General features: G+C 66.5%; 21 protein-coding genes and 1 pseudogene. 9 read left to right on the top strand and 13 right to left on the bottom strand.

Features of this window, described 5'->3' with window-relative positions; genetic code table 11:
- The first annotated feature begins 15 nt into the window (after positions 1-15).
- On the top strand, positions 16-1,101 hold the full coding sequence (locus tag IE122_RS10925) for an NAD(P)/FAD-dependent oxidoreductase (RefSeq protein ID WP_189621208.1): 1,086 nt from the start codon (positions 16-18) through the stop codon (positions 1,099-1,101).
- A 9-nt stretch (positions 1,102-1,110) separates the two neighbouring features.
- On the opposite strand, the gene IE122_RS10920 is transcribed toward IE122_RS10925, so the two are convergent.
- From IE122_RS10920 to ispH, 5 genes are all read right to left on the bottom strand, one after another.
- Entirely contained in the window at positions 1,111-1,557 is a 447-nt protein-coding gene (locus tag IE122_RS10920) for a globin domain-containing protein (RefSeq protein WP_189621207.1), read from the bottom strand.
- Positions 1,558-1,669: 112 nt separating this feature from the next.
- A complete protein-coding gene (locus tag IE122_RS10915) occupies positions 1,670-2,797 on the bottom strand; it encodes an FUSC family protein (RefSeq protein WP_229814028.1) in 1,128 nt (375 codons plus the stop codon).
- Between the two features lie 18 nt (positions 2,798-2,815).
- The gene (gene rnhA, locus IE122_RS10910; protein ID WP_189621206.1) at positions 2,816-3,256 is read right to left on the bottom strand and encodes a ribonuclease HI; all 441 of its coding nucleotides are present in this window, start codon (positions 3,254-3,256) and stop codon (positions 2,816-2,818) included.
- Positions 3,253-4,239, bottom strand: a complete 987-nt coding sequence (thrB, locus tag IE122_RS10905) for a homoserine kinase (protein ID WP_189621205.1) — start codon at positions 4,237-4,239, stop codon at positions 3,253-3,255. Before thrB ends, rnhA begins: the two co-directional genes overlap by 4 nt.
- 4 nt (positions 4,240-4,243) lie before the next feature.
- Complete coding sequence (gene ispH / locus IE122_RS10900; RefSeq protein ID WP_189621204.1) at positions 4,244-5,230, bottom strand: 4-hydroxy-3-methylbut-2-enyl diphosphate reductase; 987 nt, start codon at positions 5,228-5,230, stop codon at positions 4,244-4,246.
- A gap of 66 nt (positions 5,231-5,296) precedes the next feature.
- Between ispH and IE122_RS10895 the strand changes: the two genes are divergently transcribed.
- From IE122_RS10895 to rplA, 7 genes are all read left to right on the top strand, one after another.
- Positions 5,297-5,962 (top strand): hypothetical protein, encoded by a 666-nt coding sequence (locus IE122_RS10895; protein WP_189621203.1) that lies wholly within the window; start codon positions 5,297-5,299, stop codon positions 5,960-5,962.
- Positions 5,963-6,204: 242 nt separating this feature from the next.
- A complete protein-coding gene (locus IE122_RS10890) occupies positions 6,205-7,695 on the top strand; it encodes a hypothetical protein (protein ID WP_189621202.1) in 1,491 nt (496 codons plus the stop codon).
- A gap of 126 nt (positions 7,696-7,821) precedes the next feature.
- Complete coding sequence (secE, locus tag IE122_RS10885) at positions 7,822-8,016, top strand: preprotein translocase subunit SecE (protein WP_189621201.1); 195 nt, start codon at positions 7,822-7,824, stop codon at positions 8,014-8,016.
- A gap of 42 nt (positions 8,017-8,058) precedes the next feature.
- Positions 8,059-8,595 (top strand): transcription termination/antitermination protein NusG, encoded by a 537-nt coding sequence (gene nusG, locus IE122_RS10880; protein ID WP_189621200.1) that lies wholly within the window; start codon positions 8,059-8,061, stop codon positions 8,593-8,595.
- Positions 8,596-8,675: 80 nt separating this feature from the next.
- Positions 8,676-9,746 carry an acyltransferase family protein gene (locus IE122_RS10875; protein ID WP_189621199.1) on the top strand — a complete coding sequence of 357 codons (1,071 nt, stop codon included), beginning with the start codon at positions 8,676-8,678 and terminating at the stop codon, positions 9,744-9,746.
- A 185-nt stretch (positions 9,747-9,931) separates the two neighbouring features.
- A complete protein-coding gene (gene rplK, locus IE122_RS10870) occupies positions 9,932-10,363 on the top strand; it encodes a 50S ribosomal protein L11 (protein WP_189621198.1) in 432 nt (143 codons plus the stop codon).
- 4 nt (positions 10,364-10,367) lie between these two features.
- Positions 10,368-11,069 (top strand): 50S ribosomal protein L1, encoded by a 702-nt coding sequence (rplA, locus tag IE122_RS10865; protein WP_189621197.1) that lies wholly within the window; start codon positions 10,368-10,370, stop codon positions 11,067-11,069.
- Positions 11,070-11,146: 77 nt separating this feature from the next.
- Here rplA and IE122_RS10860 read toward each other — a convergent pair whose 3' ends face one another.
- The 3 genes from IE122_RS10860 to rimO all read right to left on the bottom strand — a co-directional run bounded on the left by IE122_RS10860 (position 11,147) and on the right by rimO (position 14,463).
- Positions 11,147-11,707, bottom strand: coding sequence for a hypothetical protein (locus IE122_RS10860; protein ID WP_189621196.1), 561 nt, complete (start codon positions 11,705-11,707; stop codon positions 11,147-11,149).
- Positions 11,708-11,841: 134 nt separating this feature from the next.
- Positions 11,842-12,603 (bottom strand): competence/damage-inducible protein A, encoded by a 762-nt coding sequence (locus IE122_RS10855; protein ID WP_189621195.1) that lies wholly within the window; start codon positions 12,601-12,603, stop codon positions 11,842-11,844.
- Between the two features lie 483 nt (positions 12,604-13,086).
- A complete protein-coding gene (gene rimO, locus IE122_RS10850; protein WP_189621194.1) occupies positions 13,087-14,463 on the bottom strand; it encodes a 30S ribosomal protein S12 methylthiotransferase RimO in 1,377 nt (458 codons plus the stop codon).
- A 119-nt stretch (positions 14,464-14,582) separates the two neighbouring features.
- Between rimO and IE122_RS10845 the strand changes: the two genes are divergently transcribed.
- On the top strand, positions 14,583-14,978 hold the full coding sequence (locus IE122_RS10845; RefSeq protein WP_189621193.1) for a DUF1761 domain-containing protein: 396 nt from the start codon (positions 14,583-14,585) through the stop codon (positions 14,976-14,978).
- 4 nt (positions 14,979-14,982) lie between these two features.
- Here IE122_RS10845 and IE122_RS10840 read toward each other — a convergent pair.
- The 5 genes and pseudogenes from IE122_RS10840 to IE122_RS10820 form a co-directional block, all read right to left on the bottom strand.
- A pseudogene (locus tag IE122_RS10840) lies at positions 14,983-16,007 on the bottom strand (potassium channel family protein).
- A 10-nt stretch (positions 16,008-16,017) separates the two neighbouring features.
- Positions 16,018-17,268: a LysM peptidoglycan-binding domain-containing M23 family metallopeptidase gene (locus tag IE122_RS10835; RefSeq protein ID WP_189621192.1), complete on the bottom strand. Its 1,251-nt coding sequence runs from the start codon at positions 17,266-17,268 to the stop codon at positions 16,018-16,020.
- Complete coding sequence (gene surE / locus IE122_RS10830) at positions 17,265-18,029, bottom strand: 5'/3'-nucleotidase SurE (protein ID WP_189621191.1); 765 nt, start codon at positions 18,027-18,029, stop codon at positions 17,265-17,267. The genes IE122_RS10835 and surE overlap by 4 nt, the downstream gene beginning before the upstream one ends.
- 30 nt (positions 18,030-18,059) lie before the next feature.
- The gene (gene serS, locus IE122_RS10825; RefSeq protein WP_189621190.1) at positions 18,060-19,451 is read right to left on the bottom strand and encodes a serine--tRNA ligase; all 1,392 of its coding nucleotides are present in this window, start codon (positions 19,449-19,451) and stop codon (positions 18,060-18,062) included.
- Between the two features lie 52 nt (positions 19,452-19,503).
- Positions 19,504-19,710, bottom strand: coding sequence for a YgaP family membrane protein (locus IE122_RS10820; RefSeq protein WP_189621189.1), 207 nt, complete (start codon positions 19,708-19,710; stop codon positions 19,504-19,506).
- Positions 19,711-19,757: the final 47 nt, after the last annotated feature.

The raw sequence follows: 19,757 nt of genomic DNA, 5'->3' as shown, positions 1-19,757 counted from the left end.
ATCCAGCGGGTGGACATGATCGAGCGCTTCGATATCGCCATTGTCGGTGCCGGGATGGCGGGGGCCTCGCTGGCCGCCGCGCTGGGCGACCGGGCGCGAGTGCTGATCGTCGAGGCGGAAGATCACCCGGGCTATCATGCCACCGGCCGTTCCGCCGCGTTCTGGACCGAAAGTTACGGCGGCTTGGCGGTGCAGCCGCTGACGACGGCATCCGGGCCAGTCTTGGCCGGGATGGGTCTGTTGCGCCGCCGTGGAGCGCTCACCATCGCGCGGGCCGGGCAGGAAGCGGAGGTGGCGGCTTTCGCCCGTGCTTTTGATGCTGTCGGGGTGGAAATCAGCCTGCTCGATCGCGCCGGGATCGCGGCGCGAGTGCCGGGTCTGCGTGCGGACTGGGCCTGCGGCGCGCTGGAGCCCAGCACTTGCGACATCGATGTGGGCGCATTGCACCAGCATTATCTAGCTGCAGCGCGCAAGGCCGGGGCGCAAGTGTGGTGCCGCGCGGGCCTTATTGGCGCATCGCGGGGGACGCAGGGGTGGACGTTGACGCTGACGGATGGTCGGGAGATGCACTGCGCGATCCTGGTGAACGCCGCCGGCGCGTGGGCTGACCAAGTGGCGGTGCTGGCCGGTGCCCGCCCGCTCGGCATCCGCCCCTATCGGCGCACGATGGCGCAGCTTGCGGTCGGCGCGCCGGTGCCCGATGCCATGCCGCTGGTGCTCGATATTGCCGAGACATTCTACTTCAAGCCCGAAAGCGGACGCATCTGGCTCAGCCCGCACGACGAGACGCCTTCGCCACCATGCGATGCCGCGCCGGAGGAGATCGACGTGGCGATTGCTATCGACCGGTTCGAGCAGGTGGTGGACTGGCCGGTCGCGCGGGTCGAACACAAGTGGGCGGGCCTGCGCTCGTTCGCCCCGGATCGCACGCCGGTCTTCGGGTTCGATCGCGCGGTGCCCGGCCTGTTCTGGTGCGCCGGGCAGGGCGGCTTCGGCATCCAGACCGCCCCGGCCGCGGCCGATCTCGCTGCGCGGCTGCTGCTGGGCGAAAGCGCGGGGGCGGTCGATCCCGCGCCGTTCAGCCCGCTGCGGTTTGGCTGATCGCGCCGCTCAGGCCGGCTCGGCGTAGAGTTCGGTTTCGGTGCCGATCAGGATTTCGGCCAGCACCCAGTATGCATCGCTCCAGGCGCTCAGCACCTCTTCCGTGGCCGCTTCGCCCAGCACATCCGCGATGGCGGCGAGGAGATTGACGGCGACGATAGGATAATGCTCCGGCTTCACGCCGGTCTGCACGTGGCGCTGCGCCATGCGCTGCACCGGCCCGCCCAGGTTCTGCAACTTGTCGATATTCTCGGCATAGGCAAGGATCGCCGCCGCCAGCCGCTTGGGCTGTTCGCCCGATTCCTGCGCGGCCTGATCGAACATGTCCTTCACTTCGGGATGGGCGGCGAACATGCGCTCGTACATCCGCTGTGTGATCGCCAGGCCATGCTGGCGCAGGGCCGGAGCGGTGGCTTTGATAAGGACGATGGCTTCCGGTGACAGAGCTTTGGTCATTGCGAATCCCTATTATGCATTGTGAATGCATCAATATGGGTACGCGCAATTGATGTAAATAGAATGCATCAATTAATGTCCAACCGTGCGGGCCCGCCCTACCTGAGACGGATTATTCGCTCAGATCGCCGCCGGGCACCGCGCGCTGGCGGTGCGGGGCGATGAAGTGCCAGGCCAGCAGCACCGGCTCCAGCAGCGCCATGCCGATGAAAATCGCCGCCAGCCGCTGGATCGCCGGGAGGATTTCGGCGCGCGCATAGCTGTCAGGCACCAGGGTGACGAGCACCACCAGCGAGAATTGCAGCCCGACATAAGTGGCGCTGCTGCCGCTGTTCTCGATGTGACGGCCGATGACGATGCCGATCACCGTCCCGGCGATCAGGATCGGTGCGCTGCCCTGCGCCAGGAACAGCACGGCCACCGCTAGCGCGCCGCCGGCGATGCAGCCGACCGCACGGTGCAGCAGCCGCCGGGTCACGGGTACGAACCCGCTGGAGCCGATGCCCGCCACCGGCACGATCATCACCGCGATGATCGTCACCCCGGCCTGCGCCATTTCCGGCAGGCCGAACCGGGCGTGCAGCAGCGGCAGCAGCGCCAGCGCGATCCCCGCCTGCGCCGCGTGCCGCGCCGCCACCGGGTTCCACTTCATCCGTTGGGGCAGCGGTGGCCGCCCGGCCAGCCAGCTCTTGCGCGACAGCACCGCCACCGTCACGCTGACCAGCGTGCAGGCGGCGATCCCGGCCAGCACATCCAGCATCCGCGTGCGTGCGAAGGCCATGGTGTCGAGATGGGGGCGCTCCAGCTTGTCGAGCAGGATCATCGCGAAAGTCACGCCGAACAGCAGCCAGGCATAGGCTCGCCGCGCGGTCAGCATGCCGTAAAGGCCGAGCGCGCTGATCCCGCCGGCGGTCAGCATCGCCAGCGGCAGCGATTGCGCTGCCAGCGGCACCAGCGCCAGCGCCAGTCCCACGCCCGCCGCCGATCCCACCAGCCGCAACACCGCGCGCACCATCGTCTCGCCCGGCGCGCTCTTGAGCAGGACGAAGGCGGTGAACGCGGCCCAGGAGATCATGCCCGCCTCGATCCGGTGCGCGAACAGGATCGCCAGCATGACCGAGGCGACGCAGGCCCATTCATCGAGCATGCGCGGGCCCGGGGTTATCAGCGCGCGCAATTCGGAGCGCAGGGTTTCGCGCAGGCGCGGCGGAGACACCGGATCGGCGGTTGTCGTCGCCATCGACCCCGCCTCGTCAGGTCAGCCTTGCGCGGCGGCCAGCGCCGCGTCGCTGGCGAGCTTGTCGACCCGTTCGTTCTCGACATGGCCGGCGTGGCCGCGCACCCAGTTCCAGGTGACCTGGTGGCGCAGCTCGGCCTCGATCAGATCGTGCCACAAGTCGGCATTGCGCACCGGTTGCTTGCTGGCGTTGACCCACCCTTTCTTTTTCCAGCCGTGGACCCACTTGGTGATGCCGTCGATGACATAGCGGCTGTCGGTGTAGAGGGTGACGGCGCAAGGCTCGATCAGCGCGTTGAGGCCCTTGATCACCGCCGTCATCTCCATGCGGTTGTTCGTGGTATCCCGCTCGCCGCCCGACATTTCCTTTTCGTGCGGGCCCATTCGCAGCAGCACCCCCCAGCCGCCGGGGCCGGGATTGCCCTTGCACGCGCCGTCCGTGAAGATTTCGACCTGCTTCATCCGAACACCCCGGCATTTTCCGACGCGGCATAGAATTCCAGACGGCGGGCGAAGGCCAGCGGGTCCTTGGGCGTGACCAGCGCGTCGGCCGGGGTATTCATCCAGTCGTAGGCGCGGGTGGAGAGGAAGCGCATCGCCGCCCCGCGCGCCAGCAGCGGCATCGCCGCGCGCTCCGGCGCGCTGAGCGGCCGAAGGCTCTCGTAACCGGCCAGAAGTGCCGCCGAAATTTCCGGCAGGAACCGCCGCCCGTCATTGCTGAAGCTCCACGCGGCGTGGGTTACGGCGACATCGTAGGCATACAGATCGGTGCAGGCGAAATAGAAGTCGATCAGCCCGGTTACCGTCTCGCCCAGCATCAGCACGTTGTCGGGAAACAGGTCGGCGTGGATCGTCCCGCGTGGCAGCCCGGCGGGCCACTGCGCGCCGAGCAGCGCCAGTTCGCGTTCCACGATGCGCGGCAGTTCGGGATGGATGCGCGCCAGCCCTTCGGCCCCGCAATCGCCCAGCAACTGCTTCCAGGTTGCCATACCCATGCCGTTCGCGCGCTCGGTCGGGAACCCCGCACCGGCCAGATGCACCCGCGCCAGCGCTGCGCCGACCGACCGGGCCTGCCCCTCGGTCGGCTCGCTCACCGAAATGCCGGGCAGGAATTCGATCAGCGCCAGCGCCTTCCGGCCGTCGGCACCGTCGTGATAGCGGAAGCTCGCACCATCGCGGTCATGGATCGTGCGCGGCACCGGGCAGTCGTGAGTCGCCAGCCAGTCCAGCAAGTCCAAGAAGAACGGCAGGTCACCGATATGGGTGCGACTTTCGTAGATCGTCAGGATGAACCGCCGTGCGGCACCGTCCTGCGTGGTTTCGATCAGCCAGTTGCTGTTCGAAACACCTTCCGCGATCCCCTTCGCCAGCGTCAGCGTGCCGACATCGAAGTGGGCCAGGATCGCGGCCATGTCTTCCGCTCCCAGCCGGGTATAGACGGCCATCGGATCAGCCGACCAACTGGCGCGGCAGCTTGAACGTGATGCGCTCCTGCGCGGTGACCACTTCCTCCTCGCGCACCTCGCGCAGGGTGTTCAGTCGTGCCACCACTTCGCGCACCAGTTCCTCGGGCGCGGAGGCACCGGCGGTAAGGCCCACCGTGTCCACGCCGTCGAACCACTCGTCCGCGATGTCGTCGGCGCGCTGGATAAGGTGGGCGCGGGCACCGGTGCGTTCCGCCACTTCGACCAGCCGCAGCGAGTTCGAGCTGTTCGGCGCGCCGATCACCAGCACCAACTGGCATTCCGGCGCGATCTGCTTGACCGCCGTCTGCCGGTTTGACGTGGCGTAGCAGATGTCTTCCGCTTTCGGGGCGACGCAATCGGGATAGCGCGCGCGGATCGCGTCGATGATGGCGGCGGTGTCGTCCACCGACAGCGTGGTCTGCGACAGATAGGCCAGCGCCGAATCGGTCGGGAAGGGCAGGGCGGCGACATCGGCCAGCGTTTCCACCAGCGTCATCGCCCCGTCGGGCACCTGGCCGAACGTCCCGATCACCTCGGGGTGGCCGGCGTGGCCGATGAACAGGATGTGGCGGCCCGCTTCCAACTGGCGCTCGGCCTGGCGGTGCACCTTGCTGACCAGCGGGCAGGTGGCGTCGAGGTATTCGAGCCCGCGCGCCTCGGCCTTGGCGGGCACCGATTTCGGTACGCCGTGGGCGCTGAAGATCACCGGCACGCCGTCCGGCACGTCGTCCAGCGTTTCGACGAACACCGCGCCCTTGGCCCGCAGCGTATCGACCACGAACTTGTTGTGCACGATCTCGTGCCGGACATAGACCGGCGCGCCATAGCGGCGCAGCGCCAGTTCGACGATCTCGATCGCACGGTCCACCCCGGCGCAGAACCCGCGCGGCGCGGCGATCAGGAGGCGCAGCGGGGCGCGGGAAGCGGCGGCGGGCGTCAGCGGCGGGCTGTTGGGAAATGGCGCATTCATCTCGCCGCCTCTAGCGTTTTCCAGCTTGCGTCGCTAGGGCAAGCGCACCCAATCGAGGATGCCCTGATGCAAGCACGCCGTCTGATCGCCACAACCCTGTGCTCCGCCGCCGCGCTTGCCGCGCTCAGCGGGTGCAAGTCCAAGGGCGATATCGTGGTGGACGAAGGCGTGGGCATCACTGCGGTCCGTTCCAAGTGCCCGGCGGTCGGCATTCCCGACTATACCGGCGACATGACGGTGTTCGGCCCCGGTGCCGGCCAGACCGCCGACAACATCGACGTCGTCGCGGCGATGACCGACGTGCGCAGCCAGTGCAACGAGGATGTCGGCGGCGACAAGGTGAGCGCGCAGGTCAGCTTCCAGGTCCTCGGCCGCCGCAACGATGCGCGCGGGGCGCGCACGGTCACGCTGCCCTATTTCGTTTCGGTGCTTCAGGGCGGCTCCGCCGTCACCAGCAAGCGCGTCGGCCAGATCACGCTGAACTTCGCGGACGGGCAGGACCGGGCACAGGCCACCGCCACCGGCACCGCCTATGTTGATCGCGCCGCCGCCACGCTGCCGCAGGACATCCGCGAACGCATCACCCGCAAGCGCAAGGCCGGCGATGCGGACGCCGCCGTCGATCCGCTCGCGGCCCCCGAAATCAAGGCTGCGGTCGCCCGCGCCACGTTCGAAGTGCTGGTCGGCTTCCAGCTGACCGAAACCCAGCTGGCCTACAACGCTACGCGGTGACGAAACGCCGGCGTCATCCCGTCTGCCGGCGCTTGAACACAATTTGATCGGATTGCCTTGCCGCTCGGCGCGGCCGGCAGCGCTGCGGCTGACATCGCGCGCGGGGGATGGTATCGCCTGCGGCTTGTCAATCGCGGTCCTGCGGTTAGGAGAGCGCTTCGTCCGCGATTCGGGCGGTGCTGGCCGACATCGCGGGCTGGTTGCTGGCAGGCACGGCGGGCAAGGGATTTTTCGGAGCTTAGATGCACGGTACAGCGCAGCCCGAACCGGGTGAGATTGCGGTAGTTCGCCGGTTGCCGGGCGGCTTTGCGCTGTGGCTGGGCCTGGCGCTGTCGCTTCTCGCAAGCCTGCCCGCGCTGGTCGCCTGGGCACCGCAGATGACCGACTATCCCTCGCATCTCGCCGGGTACAAGATCGCCGTCGACTACGGGCTGGACCCGTTCCTCACCCGCTATTTCACCTTCCGCTGGGAGTGGACCGGCAACCTTGGCGCGGAACTGCTGATGGTGCCGCTGTCTGCCGTGTTCGGGGTGGAAGCGGCCGGGCGGATCGTGGTGGCACTGATCCCGGCGCTGACCGGGCTGGCGATCATGGCTGTTTCCATGGCGCTCTATCGCCGCGTCGGGGTGGGGGCGATCCTGGCGCTGTGCACCATCTGGTCGCCATCGCTGCTGATGGGATTCCTCAACTGGTCGCTCAGCCTCGCGCTGGCGCTGCTGGCGCTGGCGCTGTGGATCGTGATGGAGGGCAAGGCCTGGCGTCCGGTGGTGTTCGTGCTGGTCGGCTTCGTGGTCTGGCTGTCGCACGTCTCGGGCTGGGGCGTGATGGGCGTGCTGGTGTTCGGTTATGAATGGAGCCGTCGCCGGTCGTGGAAGGACTGGCGGCCGTTCCTCGCCCCTTGGCCGATGATCTTTCCGCTGCTGCCGATGCTGCTGGGCCTCGGGTCGAACGACAAGGTTTCCTATGGCAGTTGGGTGATGCAGTACAAGTGGGGCATCCTCTACAAGGCGATGCGCAGCAACATCTACTGGCTGGACGTGACCAGCCTGTGCGCGGTGCTGGCGGTGCTGGCGCTGGCGCTGCTGCTGCGCCGTTTCGATGCGCGGATGGGCTGGGCGGCGCTGCTGCTGCTGGTGCTGACGCTGGTGGTGCCGCGCCAGATCTTCGGCGGCGATTATGCGGACTACCGGCTGAGCACCACCGCGCTGATGGTTGCATGCTTGGCGGTCGATCTGGCAACGCCGGTCTGGGCGCTGGTGCTGGCTTCGGCCTTGTTCCTGACCCGCACCGGGGTGACAACGGTCGCCTGGCACCGCGATGCGCAGGAAGCGCGCGACCTGATCGCCGCGCTCGATCACGTGCCCGAAGGGGCGCGCGTGGCAACAGCCGTCGCGATCCCGCGCAGCCAGTGGAAGTTCGGCCCGTTCGAGCATTTCGGCAGCTATGCGGTGGTCCGACGCAGCGCGATGGAGAATTCCAACTTCGCGCTGCCCGATGTTCACATGCTGTCGATGCGCGACAGCGATTATCGCTTTGCCGATCCCACCCAGCGCATCCTTTATTCGGGCGGACAGCAGATCGATCTGCGCAAGTTCCGTCCCGCCAACCACGCCGATTTCCTGTGGTTCATCGGCACGGTGGAGCCGGTGGCGCTGCCCGATGGCGCACACGTGATCTACAGCACCGAGCACTCTTTCCTCGCGCGTCTTGCAAATCCGGTCGACGGCGGCTAAATCGCGCAACTCTTCCGACATTCGGATATCTCGAAGCCCCTCCCGGCCACGGCCGGGGCGGCGATGAGCCCTAGGCGGAAGCAAGAGATCACCCGTTGCCGCAGCAAGGCGAAAGAAGCGACTGACATGGCCAAGACCACTCCCGGCGAATTCATCCGGCAGGTGCGCGTCGAAGCGTCCAAGATCCACTGGCCCTCGCGCCAGGAAACGGTGACGACGGCGATCTTCGTCGGCCTGATGACCGTGCTGCTTGCGGTGTTCTTCCTGGGCATCGATGCTTTGTTCGGCTGGGTCGTCACCTCGCTGCTGTCGCTGCTGTAATCCGCCGTTTCGCCGCCAACCCGTCACAAAATAGAGAAAACCATGGCCCGCTGGTACATCATCCACGCCTATTCCGGCTTCGAGAACAAGGTGAAGGAATCGATCCTCGCCGAGGCTGAGCGGATCGGCCTGTCGCAGCTCGTCGAGGACGTGCAGGTTCCGCACGAAACCATCACCGAGGTGAAGCGCGGCAAGAAGGTCCAGGTCGAGCGCAAGACGATGCCGGGCTACGTTCTCGCCAAGCTGTCGATGAACGATGATGTCTATCACCTCGTCAAGAACACGCCGAAGGTGACCGGCTTCCTGGGCAACAACAACAAGCCCCAGCCGATCAGCGAGAGCGAGGCTTCGCGTTACTTCGGTGCCGCCGAAGCCGCCGCCGCCGCACCGCGCAAGCAGGTCAGCGTCGATTACGAGATCGGCGATTCGGTCAAGGTTCTGGACGGTCCGTTCGCCAGCTTCAACGGCCTGGTCGAGGAACTCGATTTCGACAAGAACCGCGTCAAGGTCTCGGTTTCGATCTTCGGCCGCGCCACCCCGGTCGAGCTGGACTTCGAACACGTCGAACTCAGCAAGTAACGGGAACTCAGCAAGTAACGGGCAGGCGTTCCGGCGCTTCTCAATCGGGAATTAACCATTCCCGGCGCAAAGCCTCGGACATGTCCGGGGCTTTTTCGCGTCTGGGAGACAATCCCGCACAGCCGGTGCGCTTGCACCGGCTTGACGGCTTGCGCGGGCTGGCGGCCTGCGGCGTGGCATTTCTCTATCACCCGCAAAGCCTGTTCGCCCCCGCCGCGATGGTCGCCTTGCCACAGCCGTTCGCCTGGTTTCGCGACTGGGGCTGGACGATGGTGGACCTGTTCTTCCTCATTTCGGGCTATATCTTCGCGCACGTCTACCTGGCGGCGGGCGCGCTGGAAAAAGGGCACTTGCGCGAATTCGCGGTGGCGCGGCTGGCCCGGCTCTATCCGCTGCACCTGCTGACGCTGTGCCTGTGCGCGCTGCTGTTCGCCGCCGATCCCGCCAACACGCCGCTGGCTTTCGTCGCCAATCTGGCGATGTTGCAGGGCTTCTATCCGCCCGAAGCGCAGGCGTTCAACGGGCCGAGCTGGTCGATCTCGGTCGAATGCGTCTGCTATCTCCTGTTCGCCATGGCGGCGGTCGGCGGGCTGCGGCGGGTGCGGCTGGTGGCCGGGCTGGCGATCGCCGGGGCGCTGGTCCACTTCATTCTGCAGGGCCGCGCCGGGGGGCCGTGGACGTCGGACGATCTCTCGCGTGGGCTGCTGGGCTTTTTCCTGGGGCAGGCGATGTGGCTGGCGCGGGGCCGGCTGGCGCGCATACCCGTGCCGGTACTGGCGGCGCTGATGATCGGCGGCCTGATGATCGACATGGGACAGCGCAGTTCGCTGCTGCCGCTGTGCCTGATCGCCTGGCCTGCCGCGCTGCTGCTGGCGCTGCGCTCGCGCTTTGCGGGATCGGCACCGATGCGCTGGCTGGGGGACCGGTCCTATGCGATCTACCTGCTGCACATGCCGGTCCTGAAGCTGATCGAGATGAACGTGGGCAAGGTTTCCGGCGGACCCGGAACGGCGGCGCTATGGACGGCGGGCTTCGCGGCGCTGGTGCTGGTGCTGGCCGATCTGAGCTTCCGGCTGGTCGAAGTCCCAGCGCGCCGCGCCATCCGAGCGGTCTGGGCGGCGCGGCGGGACCGTGCGGTAGCCGCCGCCTGAGGTTTGCGCGGGGAAACTCCGCGCTTTCCTTTCTTCGGGTTTTCGGTTAGGGGCGCGCCCTTCGGCAGTCCTTCGGGGCTGTCCGATTCCATTGCGGGAGGGCGGCGTGCCGCCTGTTTGACCGCTTAACATGAGCAACCGGTTCCTTTCGAACCGGGCGCGAAAGTGTGAAAAGGAGCGGCCTCATGGCCAAGAAGATTACTGGTTACATCAAGCTGCAGGTGCCGGCCGGCAAAGCTAATCCGTCGCCGCCGATCGGTCCGGCGCTGGGTCAGCGCGGCGTCAACATCATGGAGTTCTGCAAGGCGTTCAACGCTGCCACGCAGGAACTCGAAAACGGCATGCCGATCCCGACGATCATCACCGTCTACGCCGATCGCAGCTTCACCTTCGTCACCAAAACCCCGCCCGCCAGCTTCCTCATCAAGAAGGCTGCCAACCTCAAGTCCGGTTCGAAGACCCCGGGCAAGGATTCGGCCGGCAAGATCGCACGTTCGAAGCTTGCCGAGATCGCGCAGGTCAAGATGGCTGACCTCAATGCCAACGACATCGAGGCGGCAACCAAGATCATCGAAGGCTCCGCGCGTTCGATGGGCCTTGAAGTGGTGGAGGGCTGAGACGATGGCCAAGCAGACCAAGAAGCAGAAGTCGCTGAACGAAAAGCTGGGCGATAACCTCAAGCTCTACGGCGTCGGTGAAGCGCTCCAGGCGCTGCGCGACCTGAAGACCACCAAGTTCGACGAGACCATCGAAGTCGCGATGAACCTGGGCGTTGACCCGCGTCACGCCGACCAGATGGTGCGCGGCATGGTGTCGCTCCCCGCCGGGACCGGCAAGACCGTGCGCGTCGCCGTGTTCGCCAAGGGCGACAAGGCCGCTGAAGCGCTGGCCGCCGGTGCCGACAAGGTGGGTGCCGAAGACCTCATGGACGACATGCAGGCCGGCAACCTCGACTATGATCGCGTCATCGCCACCCCGGACATGATGGGCGTGGTCGGCCGTCTCGGCAAGCTGCTGGGCCCCAAGGGCCTGATGCCGAACCCGAAGCTCGGCACCGTCACCCCGAACGTCGCGCAGGCGGTCAAGGACGCCAAGGGCGGCCAGATCGAGTTCCGCGTCGAAAAGCAGGGGATCATCCACGCCGGCATCGGCAAGATGAGCTTCTCGGACGCCGATCTCACCACCAACTTCGGTGCCTTCGTCGATGCGATCATCAAGGCGAAGCCGTCGGGTGCCAAGGGCAAGTATGTCCGCAAGGTCACGCTGTCCTCGTCGATGGGCCCGGGTCTGAAGATCGATACGGCGCAGCTTACCAACGCCTGATCTTCGGCTCGACCGACAAGAAAAAGGCCGGGAGGGGAAACCCTTCCGGCCTTTTTGGTGATCGCGGGAAGGGCCGCTCAGCCCGATCGGACCAGCGCATCCTCCTGATAGCATTCGACGACCAGGCTGATCGGCTGCCCGTCGGGCCGGCGCAACAGCGCCCGCTGGGCCAGGACCGTGCCGGGCGGGCAGCCTTCCTCGCGCCCGCGCCGTGTGTCGAGCCGCTCGCGGGTAAAATGAAGCGGGGCGACCACGGTGCCGAACGGGGTGTTGGTGGTGGCCAGCGCGGCGTTCATGTCATCAGTGAGCCGGGCAGGGACGAACCAATTGTGCGCTTCGGACAGGATCACGTCGCCGCAAGCAAGGCGGACGTGGCGATAGCCCAGGCTTGCCGTTTCGGGCACTGACAGAAGCCTGCGGGCGTCCGATGGCAGGGGCGCATCGTCACCCACCACCGGCTGCGCGACGATGCGGGGCGGCGCGGCGATCCCGCGCGCCGCGCACCACTGAGCCAGCGCAGCCGTGGCGCTATCGCGGCTGTTGAGCAGGCGTTCCAGCTCGCGCAGCGCCGTCGGGCTGCACCCCGCCGCGGCAAGGGGCAGCAGTGCCGCCGGGAACAGGCGACGCGACCGGGTCACCCGAACCCAACACTTGCGCGCTTCGTCGTCCCGGACTTGATCCGGGACCCCGCTTGCCTGCGGCCATGGCGCGCCGAAAGCGAGACCCCGGGGCAAGCCCGGGGTGACGAAAGTGGCGGGAGTTTCGATGTCACCTAGATGCCACCGGGAATTGCCGATTTCCCGCGATCCTCCAGCCCAACGACCAGCGATCGGGCGCAGGCCGCCAGCACCTCGGGATCGGTGGAGCGGATCACGAAGTTGGCCCCGGTCACCCCGTTCTTCCAGAATGGATAAGAGCCGATCTGGCAGCCGGCAAAGGCCTTTTCGGTCGCATGGAGCAGATCGGCGACCTCGCTTTCGCCCACCCAGCAGCCGACCGTTTCCGACAGCAGCGGTGCGCCGCCTTCAAGCTGGCCGACCAGCCCTTCGAGCATGCCGGCGGCGATGGTGGGCACCCCGGCCATGATGAACACGTTGCCGCAGCGGATGCCCGGCGCGCCGGTGAAGCGGTTCGGGATCAGGTCCGCGCCTTCGGGCGTGCGGGCCATGCGCAGGCGGGCCTCGGTCAGCCCGCCGCGCGTCTCGTAATAATCGTTGAGGATGGCGCGGGCATCCGGGTGGACCACCACGTCCACCCCCAGCGCCTCGGAAATGGCGTCCACCGTGATGTCATCGTGCGTGGGGCCGATGCCGCCGGTGGTGAACAGGTAATCGTGGCGCACCCGCAGCGTGTTCACCGCCTCGACGATGGCAGCGGTATCGTCGGCCACCACGCGCACTTCCTTGAGGCGGATGCCCTGGATCTGCAGCCACGTGGCGACCTGGGCGATGTTCTTGTCATGCGTGCGGCCGGACAGGATTTCGTCGCCGATGACGACGAGGGCGGCGGTGAAGATTCGCGCGGGTTCGGTCATGCCGACTGGCTAGGACAATTGAAGCCGATGCGCCACCCGTGCCGTTCAGGGGGCCGGCTGAACCCGCGTTCGAGGCAGCCTGACGGGATCCGGCCAGTGCGCTTTCCTGCGGCGAGGCTGCATCGAAAGGCAAAAAAAGGGGCCGGTCCGAAGACCAGCCCTTGGAAGTGTTTGGGAGAGGATGCCTGAAAGGCCTGTTCTATGTGTCTCAAGCGCTCTGATTCCGCAAATGCACATGCGTCAAAACCAGTTGCATAAAATGCACTATAGCCGACCTAAAGGATAAATCCGCTGCGACACCCCGCAGTAAAGTGCCAAAAAAAGGGGCTGGTCCGAAGACCAGCCCTTGGAAGTGTTTGGGAGAGGATGCCTGAAAGGCAACTCCCATATGTCGAATGGAGGTTCATCTCGCAAATGCGAAAAGCTCCCCTTCTGTTGCGAAATCCGCAAGTCGGCGGTAATCCCATGATATTGTGAACTAATTTACGATGGTGCGCCGAATAGATCGTGTTCGTCTGCATCCTCGATGCGCACATTCAGGATATCGCCGGGTGCCGAATCGGCGGGCACGTTGCGCAAGTAGACCGCGCCGTCGATTTCCGGAGCGTCGGCCTGCGAGCGGCCGGTAGCGCCGATATCGCCATCTTCGTCCGGCTCGCCCACTTCGTCGAGAATCACCGGCAGGACGCGGCCGATCCGGGCCTGAAGTTTGGCGGCGCTGATCGCGGCGGTCTTTTCCATGATTCGGGCATAGCGCTCTTCCTTGAGCGATTCGGGCACGGCATCCGGCAGGTCGTTGGCCGCGGCCCCGGCGACGGGTTCGAAGCGGAATGCGCCCACGCGATCAAGCTGCGCTTCGTCCAGCCAGTCGAGCAGGTATTCGAAATCGGCCTCGGTCTCGCCGGGGAAGCCGACGACAAAGCTGGAACGGATGGCGATGTCCGGGCAGATGTCGCGCCAGGCGCGCAGCCGTTCGAGCACCCTGGCCTCGTTCGCGGGCCGCTTCATGCGCTTGAGCACGGCGGGGCTGGCGTGCTGGAACGGGATGTCGAGGTAGGGGGTGATCAGCCCTTCGGCCATCAGCGGGATCACCGCATCGACGTGGGGATAGGGATAGACATAGTGCAGCCGCACCCACGGTGCCTGGCCGCTTCCATCGCGCAAGCCGCCCAGTTCGCGCGCGAGGTCGGTCATATGGGTGCGGACCGGGTGGTCTTTCCACATCCGTTCTTCATGGCGCACGTCCACGCCATAGGCCGAGGTGTCCTGGCTGATGACCAGCAGCTCGCGGGTGCCGGCCTGCACCAGCTTTTCCGCCTCGCGCAGCACGGCGTCGATCCGGCGGCTTGCCAGCTTTCCGCGCAGCGAAGGGATGATGCAGAACGAACAGGCGTGATTGCAGCCTTCGGAAATCTTGAGATAGCTGTAGTGGCGCGGGGTCAGCTTCACCCCGGCCTCGTCATAGGCCTGGGGGATCAGGTCCACATAGGGAGACAGTTCGGGCGGCGCGGCATCGTGGACCGCTTCGACGACCGCTTCGTACTGGTGCGCGCCGGTTACCGCGAGCACGTCGGGAAAGCGCGCGCGGATGGCGTCGGCCTCGTTGCCCATGCAGCCGGTCACGATCACGCGGCCGTTTTCGGCGATCGCCTCGCCGATCGCGGCCAGGCTTTCTTCCTTGGCGGAATCGAGGAAGCCGCAGGTGTTGACGAGCACCACGTCGGCACCGGCATAATCCGGGCTCATCGCGTAACCGTCGGCGCGCAGGCGCGTGAGGATGCGCTCGCTATCGACGAGCGCCTTGGGGCAGCCGAGGCTGACCATGCCGACTTTGGGCGGCGAGGGGATTTCAATGGCCATTGGAGCGGCCCGATACGCCGGTTGGGCGGCGGAGTCACGTATCGACTTGCTTGCAGCGGTTGGGCTGGGCTTGATCCGATTTGGCGGCTATCATGCTCCAAACGAGCGGGAGCACTCTCTTGGGTCCGATCAACTGGCTGGCCGTACTCGCCGCCGCTGCGCTGGCGATCATCTTGTGGTTGCTCGGGCACAGCCTGCTGTTCCCCGTCCGGCGCGGCCTGCTGGCCCCGCCCCCCACCGGCCCGGCCGCGCGCCTGCCGCTGCCGATCGTCGTCTTCCTGATCGCCGCCGCGATGCTGGGCCACAACTTTGCCCGGCTTGGGGCCGATACGCTGGCGGTGAAGCCGTGGCTGTACTGGATGCAGTCAGGCGGCTTTGCCCTGACCTTCATCGCTCCGGCGGTGCTCCTGACCTATCAGGGCGGAGAAACGCTGTACGGCCGCCGCGCCGGCGACGCGCTGTTGTGGATCGTGGTGTTCCTGGCGATGGGCACGGTGTTCTGGGCGCTGGGGTGACGCTTCAGGTCGGCACGATTTCGACCACCACGTCACCGGCCTCAAGTCGGCCGGCCTGATCTTCCCAGAAACCGAAGGCCTTTGCGCCCCGGTATATCCGCAGTCCACGCCCGCCCGATGCGAGCTGATCAAGCGGCCGCCCGACCTCCTCCGCCGAGACCGGGCGCTCGATCAGGTGCACTTTGCCCGAAACCGATGCGAGATCAGCCAGATAATCGGACACGTGCTCGCCACCCGCCGATCCCGCGAGCAGGAGGCCGGTGAAGCGCACCGGGTTGATGACGTTCGAAGCCCCGGCCTGGCGCGCCAGCAATTCGTTGTCGGCGGCGCGCACCACCGCCGTGATCGGTGTGTCAGGGGCAAGATGGCGGGCGGTGAGGACGATCAGGATAGACGTATCATCGCGCCCGGCTGATACCAGGATGGACTGCGCCGCCTCGATCCGCACGGCGGCCAGCGTCTCGTCGCGGGTGGCATCGCCTTCAAGGACGTTGCAGCCCATCTTGCTCGCCTCGGCCAGCCGGCCGGCGTGCTGGTCGATGACGACGATGGTTGCCGGTCAACCTCGCGCGCGATCAGTTCGCACACGGCTTCCGATCCGCTGACCCCGAAGCCCAGCACGACGATATGGTTTTCGAGGCGGTTCTGGATGTGCCGCATGTGCCATGTCTCCCAGCTACGCTTGATGAGGAAGTTGTATGCGGTGCCGACGAAAATGTAGATCACCGCGAGCCGGATCGGCGTGACGATCACCGCTTCGATCAGCCGCGCGCGATCGCTGACCGGGGCGATATCGCCAAAGCCGGTGGTGGTGATCGAAATCATCGTGAAATAGACCACGTCGAGCAGGCTGATCGTGCCGTCGTGGCTGTCCTTGAGACCATCGCGGTCGAGCCAGTGCACCAGCACGACCACGCAGATCAGCCCCAGCGCGGCACCGATCCGCAAGCCGACATCGGCCCACACCGGCATGGCGATGGCGCGGCGGAGCGGGTTGGCCGGTTCCGACCGGTTGCGCAGCCGGGCCATCGGACGGGCTCTATTGCGCCTTGGGCAACTGGTCGCGCGGGTCGATCGGGTTGCCGTCCTTGCGGATTTCGAAGTGCAGTTCGTTGCCCTTGGCCTGCCCGGTATTGCCGACCAGCCCGATCCGTTCCCCGGCCGCCACTTTCGCGCCGTCCTTCACCGTGACCCGGCTGAGGAAGCCATAGGCGGTGAACCAGCCATCGCCGTGATCGAGCACGACGAGGTTGCCATACTGCTCCTTTTCGAGCCCGGCGAACTTGACCGTACCGGCGGCGGCGGCCTGCACCATCGTGCCCTTCGGCGCGGTGATATCGATGCCGTTGTGATAATCCGCCCCGGTCGCGTACTCGCGGCGGATATTGCCGGCGACCGGCCAGGCGAAGCGCGCGGCGGCAGGCCGCGCGGCGACCGGCGTTGCGCTGGGCTGCGGGGACGGCGTGGCAGCCGGTGCGGAAACGGTGGGCGGATCGAGCAGGGTGGGGATCAGCAGTTCCTGCCCCGGCTTGACCGCTGCCGTCGCGTCGATACCGTTGGCGACGGCAATCTTGTCCCACGGCACGCCGTACTTGTAGCTGATGGTGAAGCCGGTTTCGCCCTGCGCCACGGTGTGGCGGCGGGTGCGCGGCAGCATCAGTATCTGGCCGGGGCGCACGTCATACGGCGCTTTGAGGCCGTTCGCCTCGATGATGAGCACGCGCGGCACTTTGGCGCGCGCGGCGATGCCGCCCAGCGTCTCACCCTCGGTCACCACATGGCGGGTTTCCAGTTCGGGTGCGGTGGCCTTGGCGGACCCGCTGCGGGTCTTGGTGGCCGAAGCCGAGGCCGCCGGGGTGCCGCCGGGGCGCGGAATGGTGAGCTTCTGGCCGACGCGGACGGCATAGTCCGGCCCCTTGAGCCCGTTGGCCTGCGCGATGGCGGTGCGCGAAACCCCCGCGCGGTTGGCGATGCCGCCCAGCGTCTCGCCATCGCCGACCACGTGCACGCTCTCGCTGGTGGCCGGGCCCGCAGGCTTGGTTGCTGCCGGTTTAGCGGCGGACTTGCGCGGGATGGCCAGCTTCTGGCCAACTCGCACCGGATAGCCGGGGGCCTTCAGCGCATTGGCGGTGATGATCGCCGCTGCCGATACCCCGGCGCGGTTGGCGATGCCGTTCAGCGTTTCGCCCTCGGCCACCACGTGAACCGTCTCTTCCTTGGGATCGGCGGCCCACGCCGGGCTGCTTGCGATCAGCGCCGCCGGTGCGGCAAGGAAGAGCAGATGCCTCATCGACTGTAACGCTCCGATAACGCGGCGAGCGATGCCGCGTGGGTCAGGTCAAGCTGCAGCGGGGTGACTGATATGAAGCCATCGGCGACGGCTTCCAGGTCGGTTTCCAGCCCCGGCGTATGCTCTATGCCGTGTAAACCAAACCAGTAGTACTTGAAACCGCGCGGGTCGGTTCCTTCCACAACCGTGCCGCGCCCGTAATCGTGGAAACCCTGCCGCACGGCGCGGATGCCCCGCACCTTGCTGCCGGCGATCGGCGGGAAGTTGACGTTGATCAGCGTGCGCGGCGCGAACGGCATGTCCACCAGCGGGCGCAGCACCCGCTCGCCCCATTCCTCGGCGGCAGAGAACGAGACGTCCTCGCCGGCGTCTTCACGGCTGTAGATCTGGCTGAGCGCCACCGCCCGGATGCCTGCCAGCGCGCCCTCCATCGCCGCCGATACGGTGCCTGAATAGGTCACGTCATCGGCCAGGTTTGCACCCCGGTTGACCCCCGACAAGATCAGGTCAGGCGGTTCGGGCAGCACCCGCCGCAGTGCCATGGTCACCGCATCGGTCGGCGTGCCGGTGACGGAAAAGCGCTTCTCGGCGTGCTGGCGCAGCCGCACCGGGCGGCTGAGCGACAGCGAGTGCCCCGCGCCCGATTGCTCCTCGCTCGGCGCGCAGATCCAGATATCGTCCGACAGCCGGGCGGCGATCTTTTCCAGCACGTAAAGGCCGGGCGCGTTGATCCCGTCGTCGTTGGTCAGAAGAATGCGCATTTTACATTGAATTCCGAGTTGCGGGAGCCTTCAAGTGACGGGTATCAGGCAGTCGATCCCGCCCATCCACGGCCTAAGCGCTTCGGGCACCGTGACCGAGCCGTCTTCCTGCTGGTAGTTTTCCAGCACCGCAACCAAGGTGCGGCCAACCGCCAGACCCGAGCCGTTGAGCGTGTGGACGAACTCGGTCTTCTTCGATCCTTCGGGCCGGTAGCGCGCGTTCATGCGGCGGGCCTGGAAATCGCCGCAGTTGGAGATCGAACTGATCTCGCGATAGGCCTGCTGGCCCGGCAGCCAGACTTCGAGATCGAAGGTCTTGCGCGCGGTGAAGCCCATGTCGCCCGAACACAGCAGCACTTTGCGATAGGGTAGTTCCAGCGCCTCCAGAATGCCTTCGGCTGCGCGGACCATCTTGTCGTGTTCGGCCTCGCTATCCTCTGGCCGGGCGATGCAGACGAGTTCCACCTTTTCGAACTGGTGCTGGCGGATGAACCCGCGCGTATCGCGCCCCGCCGCGCCGGCTTCGGAGCGAAAGCACGGGGTCAGCGCGGTCATCCGCAGGGGCAGGGCGGCGGCATCGACGATCTGGTCGCGCACGGCATTGGTGAGCGAGACTTCGGCGGTGGGGATCAGCCAGAGACGAGAAATTTTTGCTTCGTCGTCCGCTAGCGCTTCGCGCGCTGCTGTGGCCCACTGCGGGGACTCTTTGTCAAGCGCTATCAAGCGTGCGATCGCTTGCTCACGTGCGCTGGACTTGTTCGTCTGAAACAGATCTTCGGCGAACTTGGGCAATTGCCCGGTGCCGAACATCGCCTCGTCCTTCACCATCAGCGGCACGTTGCATTCCACGTAGCCGTTAGCATCAGCCTGCGAGGTCAGCATGAACTGCGCCAGCGCCCGGTGCAGGCGCGCCATCTGGCCCTTGAGGAAGGTGAACCGCGCGCCCGACAGCAGCGCTCCGGTCTCGAAATCGAGGCCGAGCGCGGGGCCGATATCGGCGTGCTCTTTCGGTGTGAAGGTGAAGGTACGCGGGGTGCCCCAGCGGCTGACCTCGACGTTCTGGCTCTCGTCCTCGCCGTCAGGCACTTCCGCCACCGGAATCTGCGGCAGGCGCGCCAGTTCGTCCTGCAGGCGAGTGGTCAGGTCCTTTTCCTGCGCTTCGAGCGCGGGCAGGGTGTCCTTCAGTTGCGCCACTTCAGCCTTGAGCGCCTCGGCCGTGGCGGTATCGCCCTGGCCCATCGCCTTGCCGATCGCCTTGCTCGCATCGTTGCGGCGGCTCTGGGCCTCCTGCATGCGGGTGGCGACGGCGCGGCGCTCCTCATCCAGCGCAAGGATGCGCGCGGCTTGCGGTTCCATCCCCCGCCGGGCCAGGCCGGCGTCGAAAGCCTCGGGATTTTCGCGGATCAGGCGTATGTCGTGCATGGCGCGGGGCTATGCCGTTTCGCGGCCCCCCGCGCAAGCACCGGCGGGCCGCTTATCGGCGTCGGCAGGTGCTGATCCCGAAGGGGGCATAGGCGGGGCAGGTGCGGGACAGCCCGGTGGTGATCGGGATCAGCCCGAGCCAGCCCCAGTTGCCGATCGGCAGGCCCACTTTGTCACCCACGAAAACCAGCGTCACCAGCGTCACGCCCACCAGGATGCGCAGCGCCCGATCGATCCCGCCAACATTGGTCTTGAACATGTGTATCCCCTTTCCCGTCATGAAGCTGTGATGCACCGGTCGCGCCC

Source organism: Novosphingobium colocasiae, assembly GCF_014652555.1.
Classification (GTDB): Bacteria; Pseudomonadota; Alphaproteobacteria; order Sphingomonadales; family Sphingomonadaceae; genus Novosphingobium; species Novosphingobium colocasiae.
Note: the sequence above shows the minus strand (reverse complement) of the source record. Positions and strands in the feature narration are given on the sequence as shown.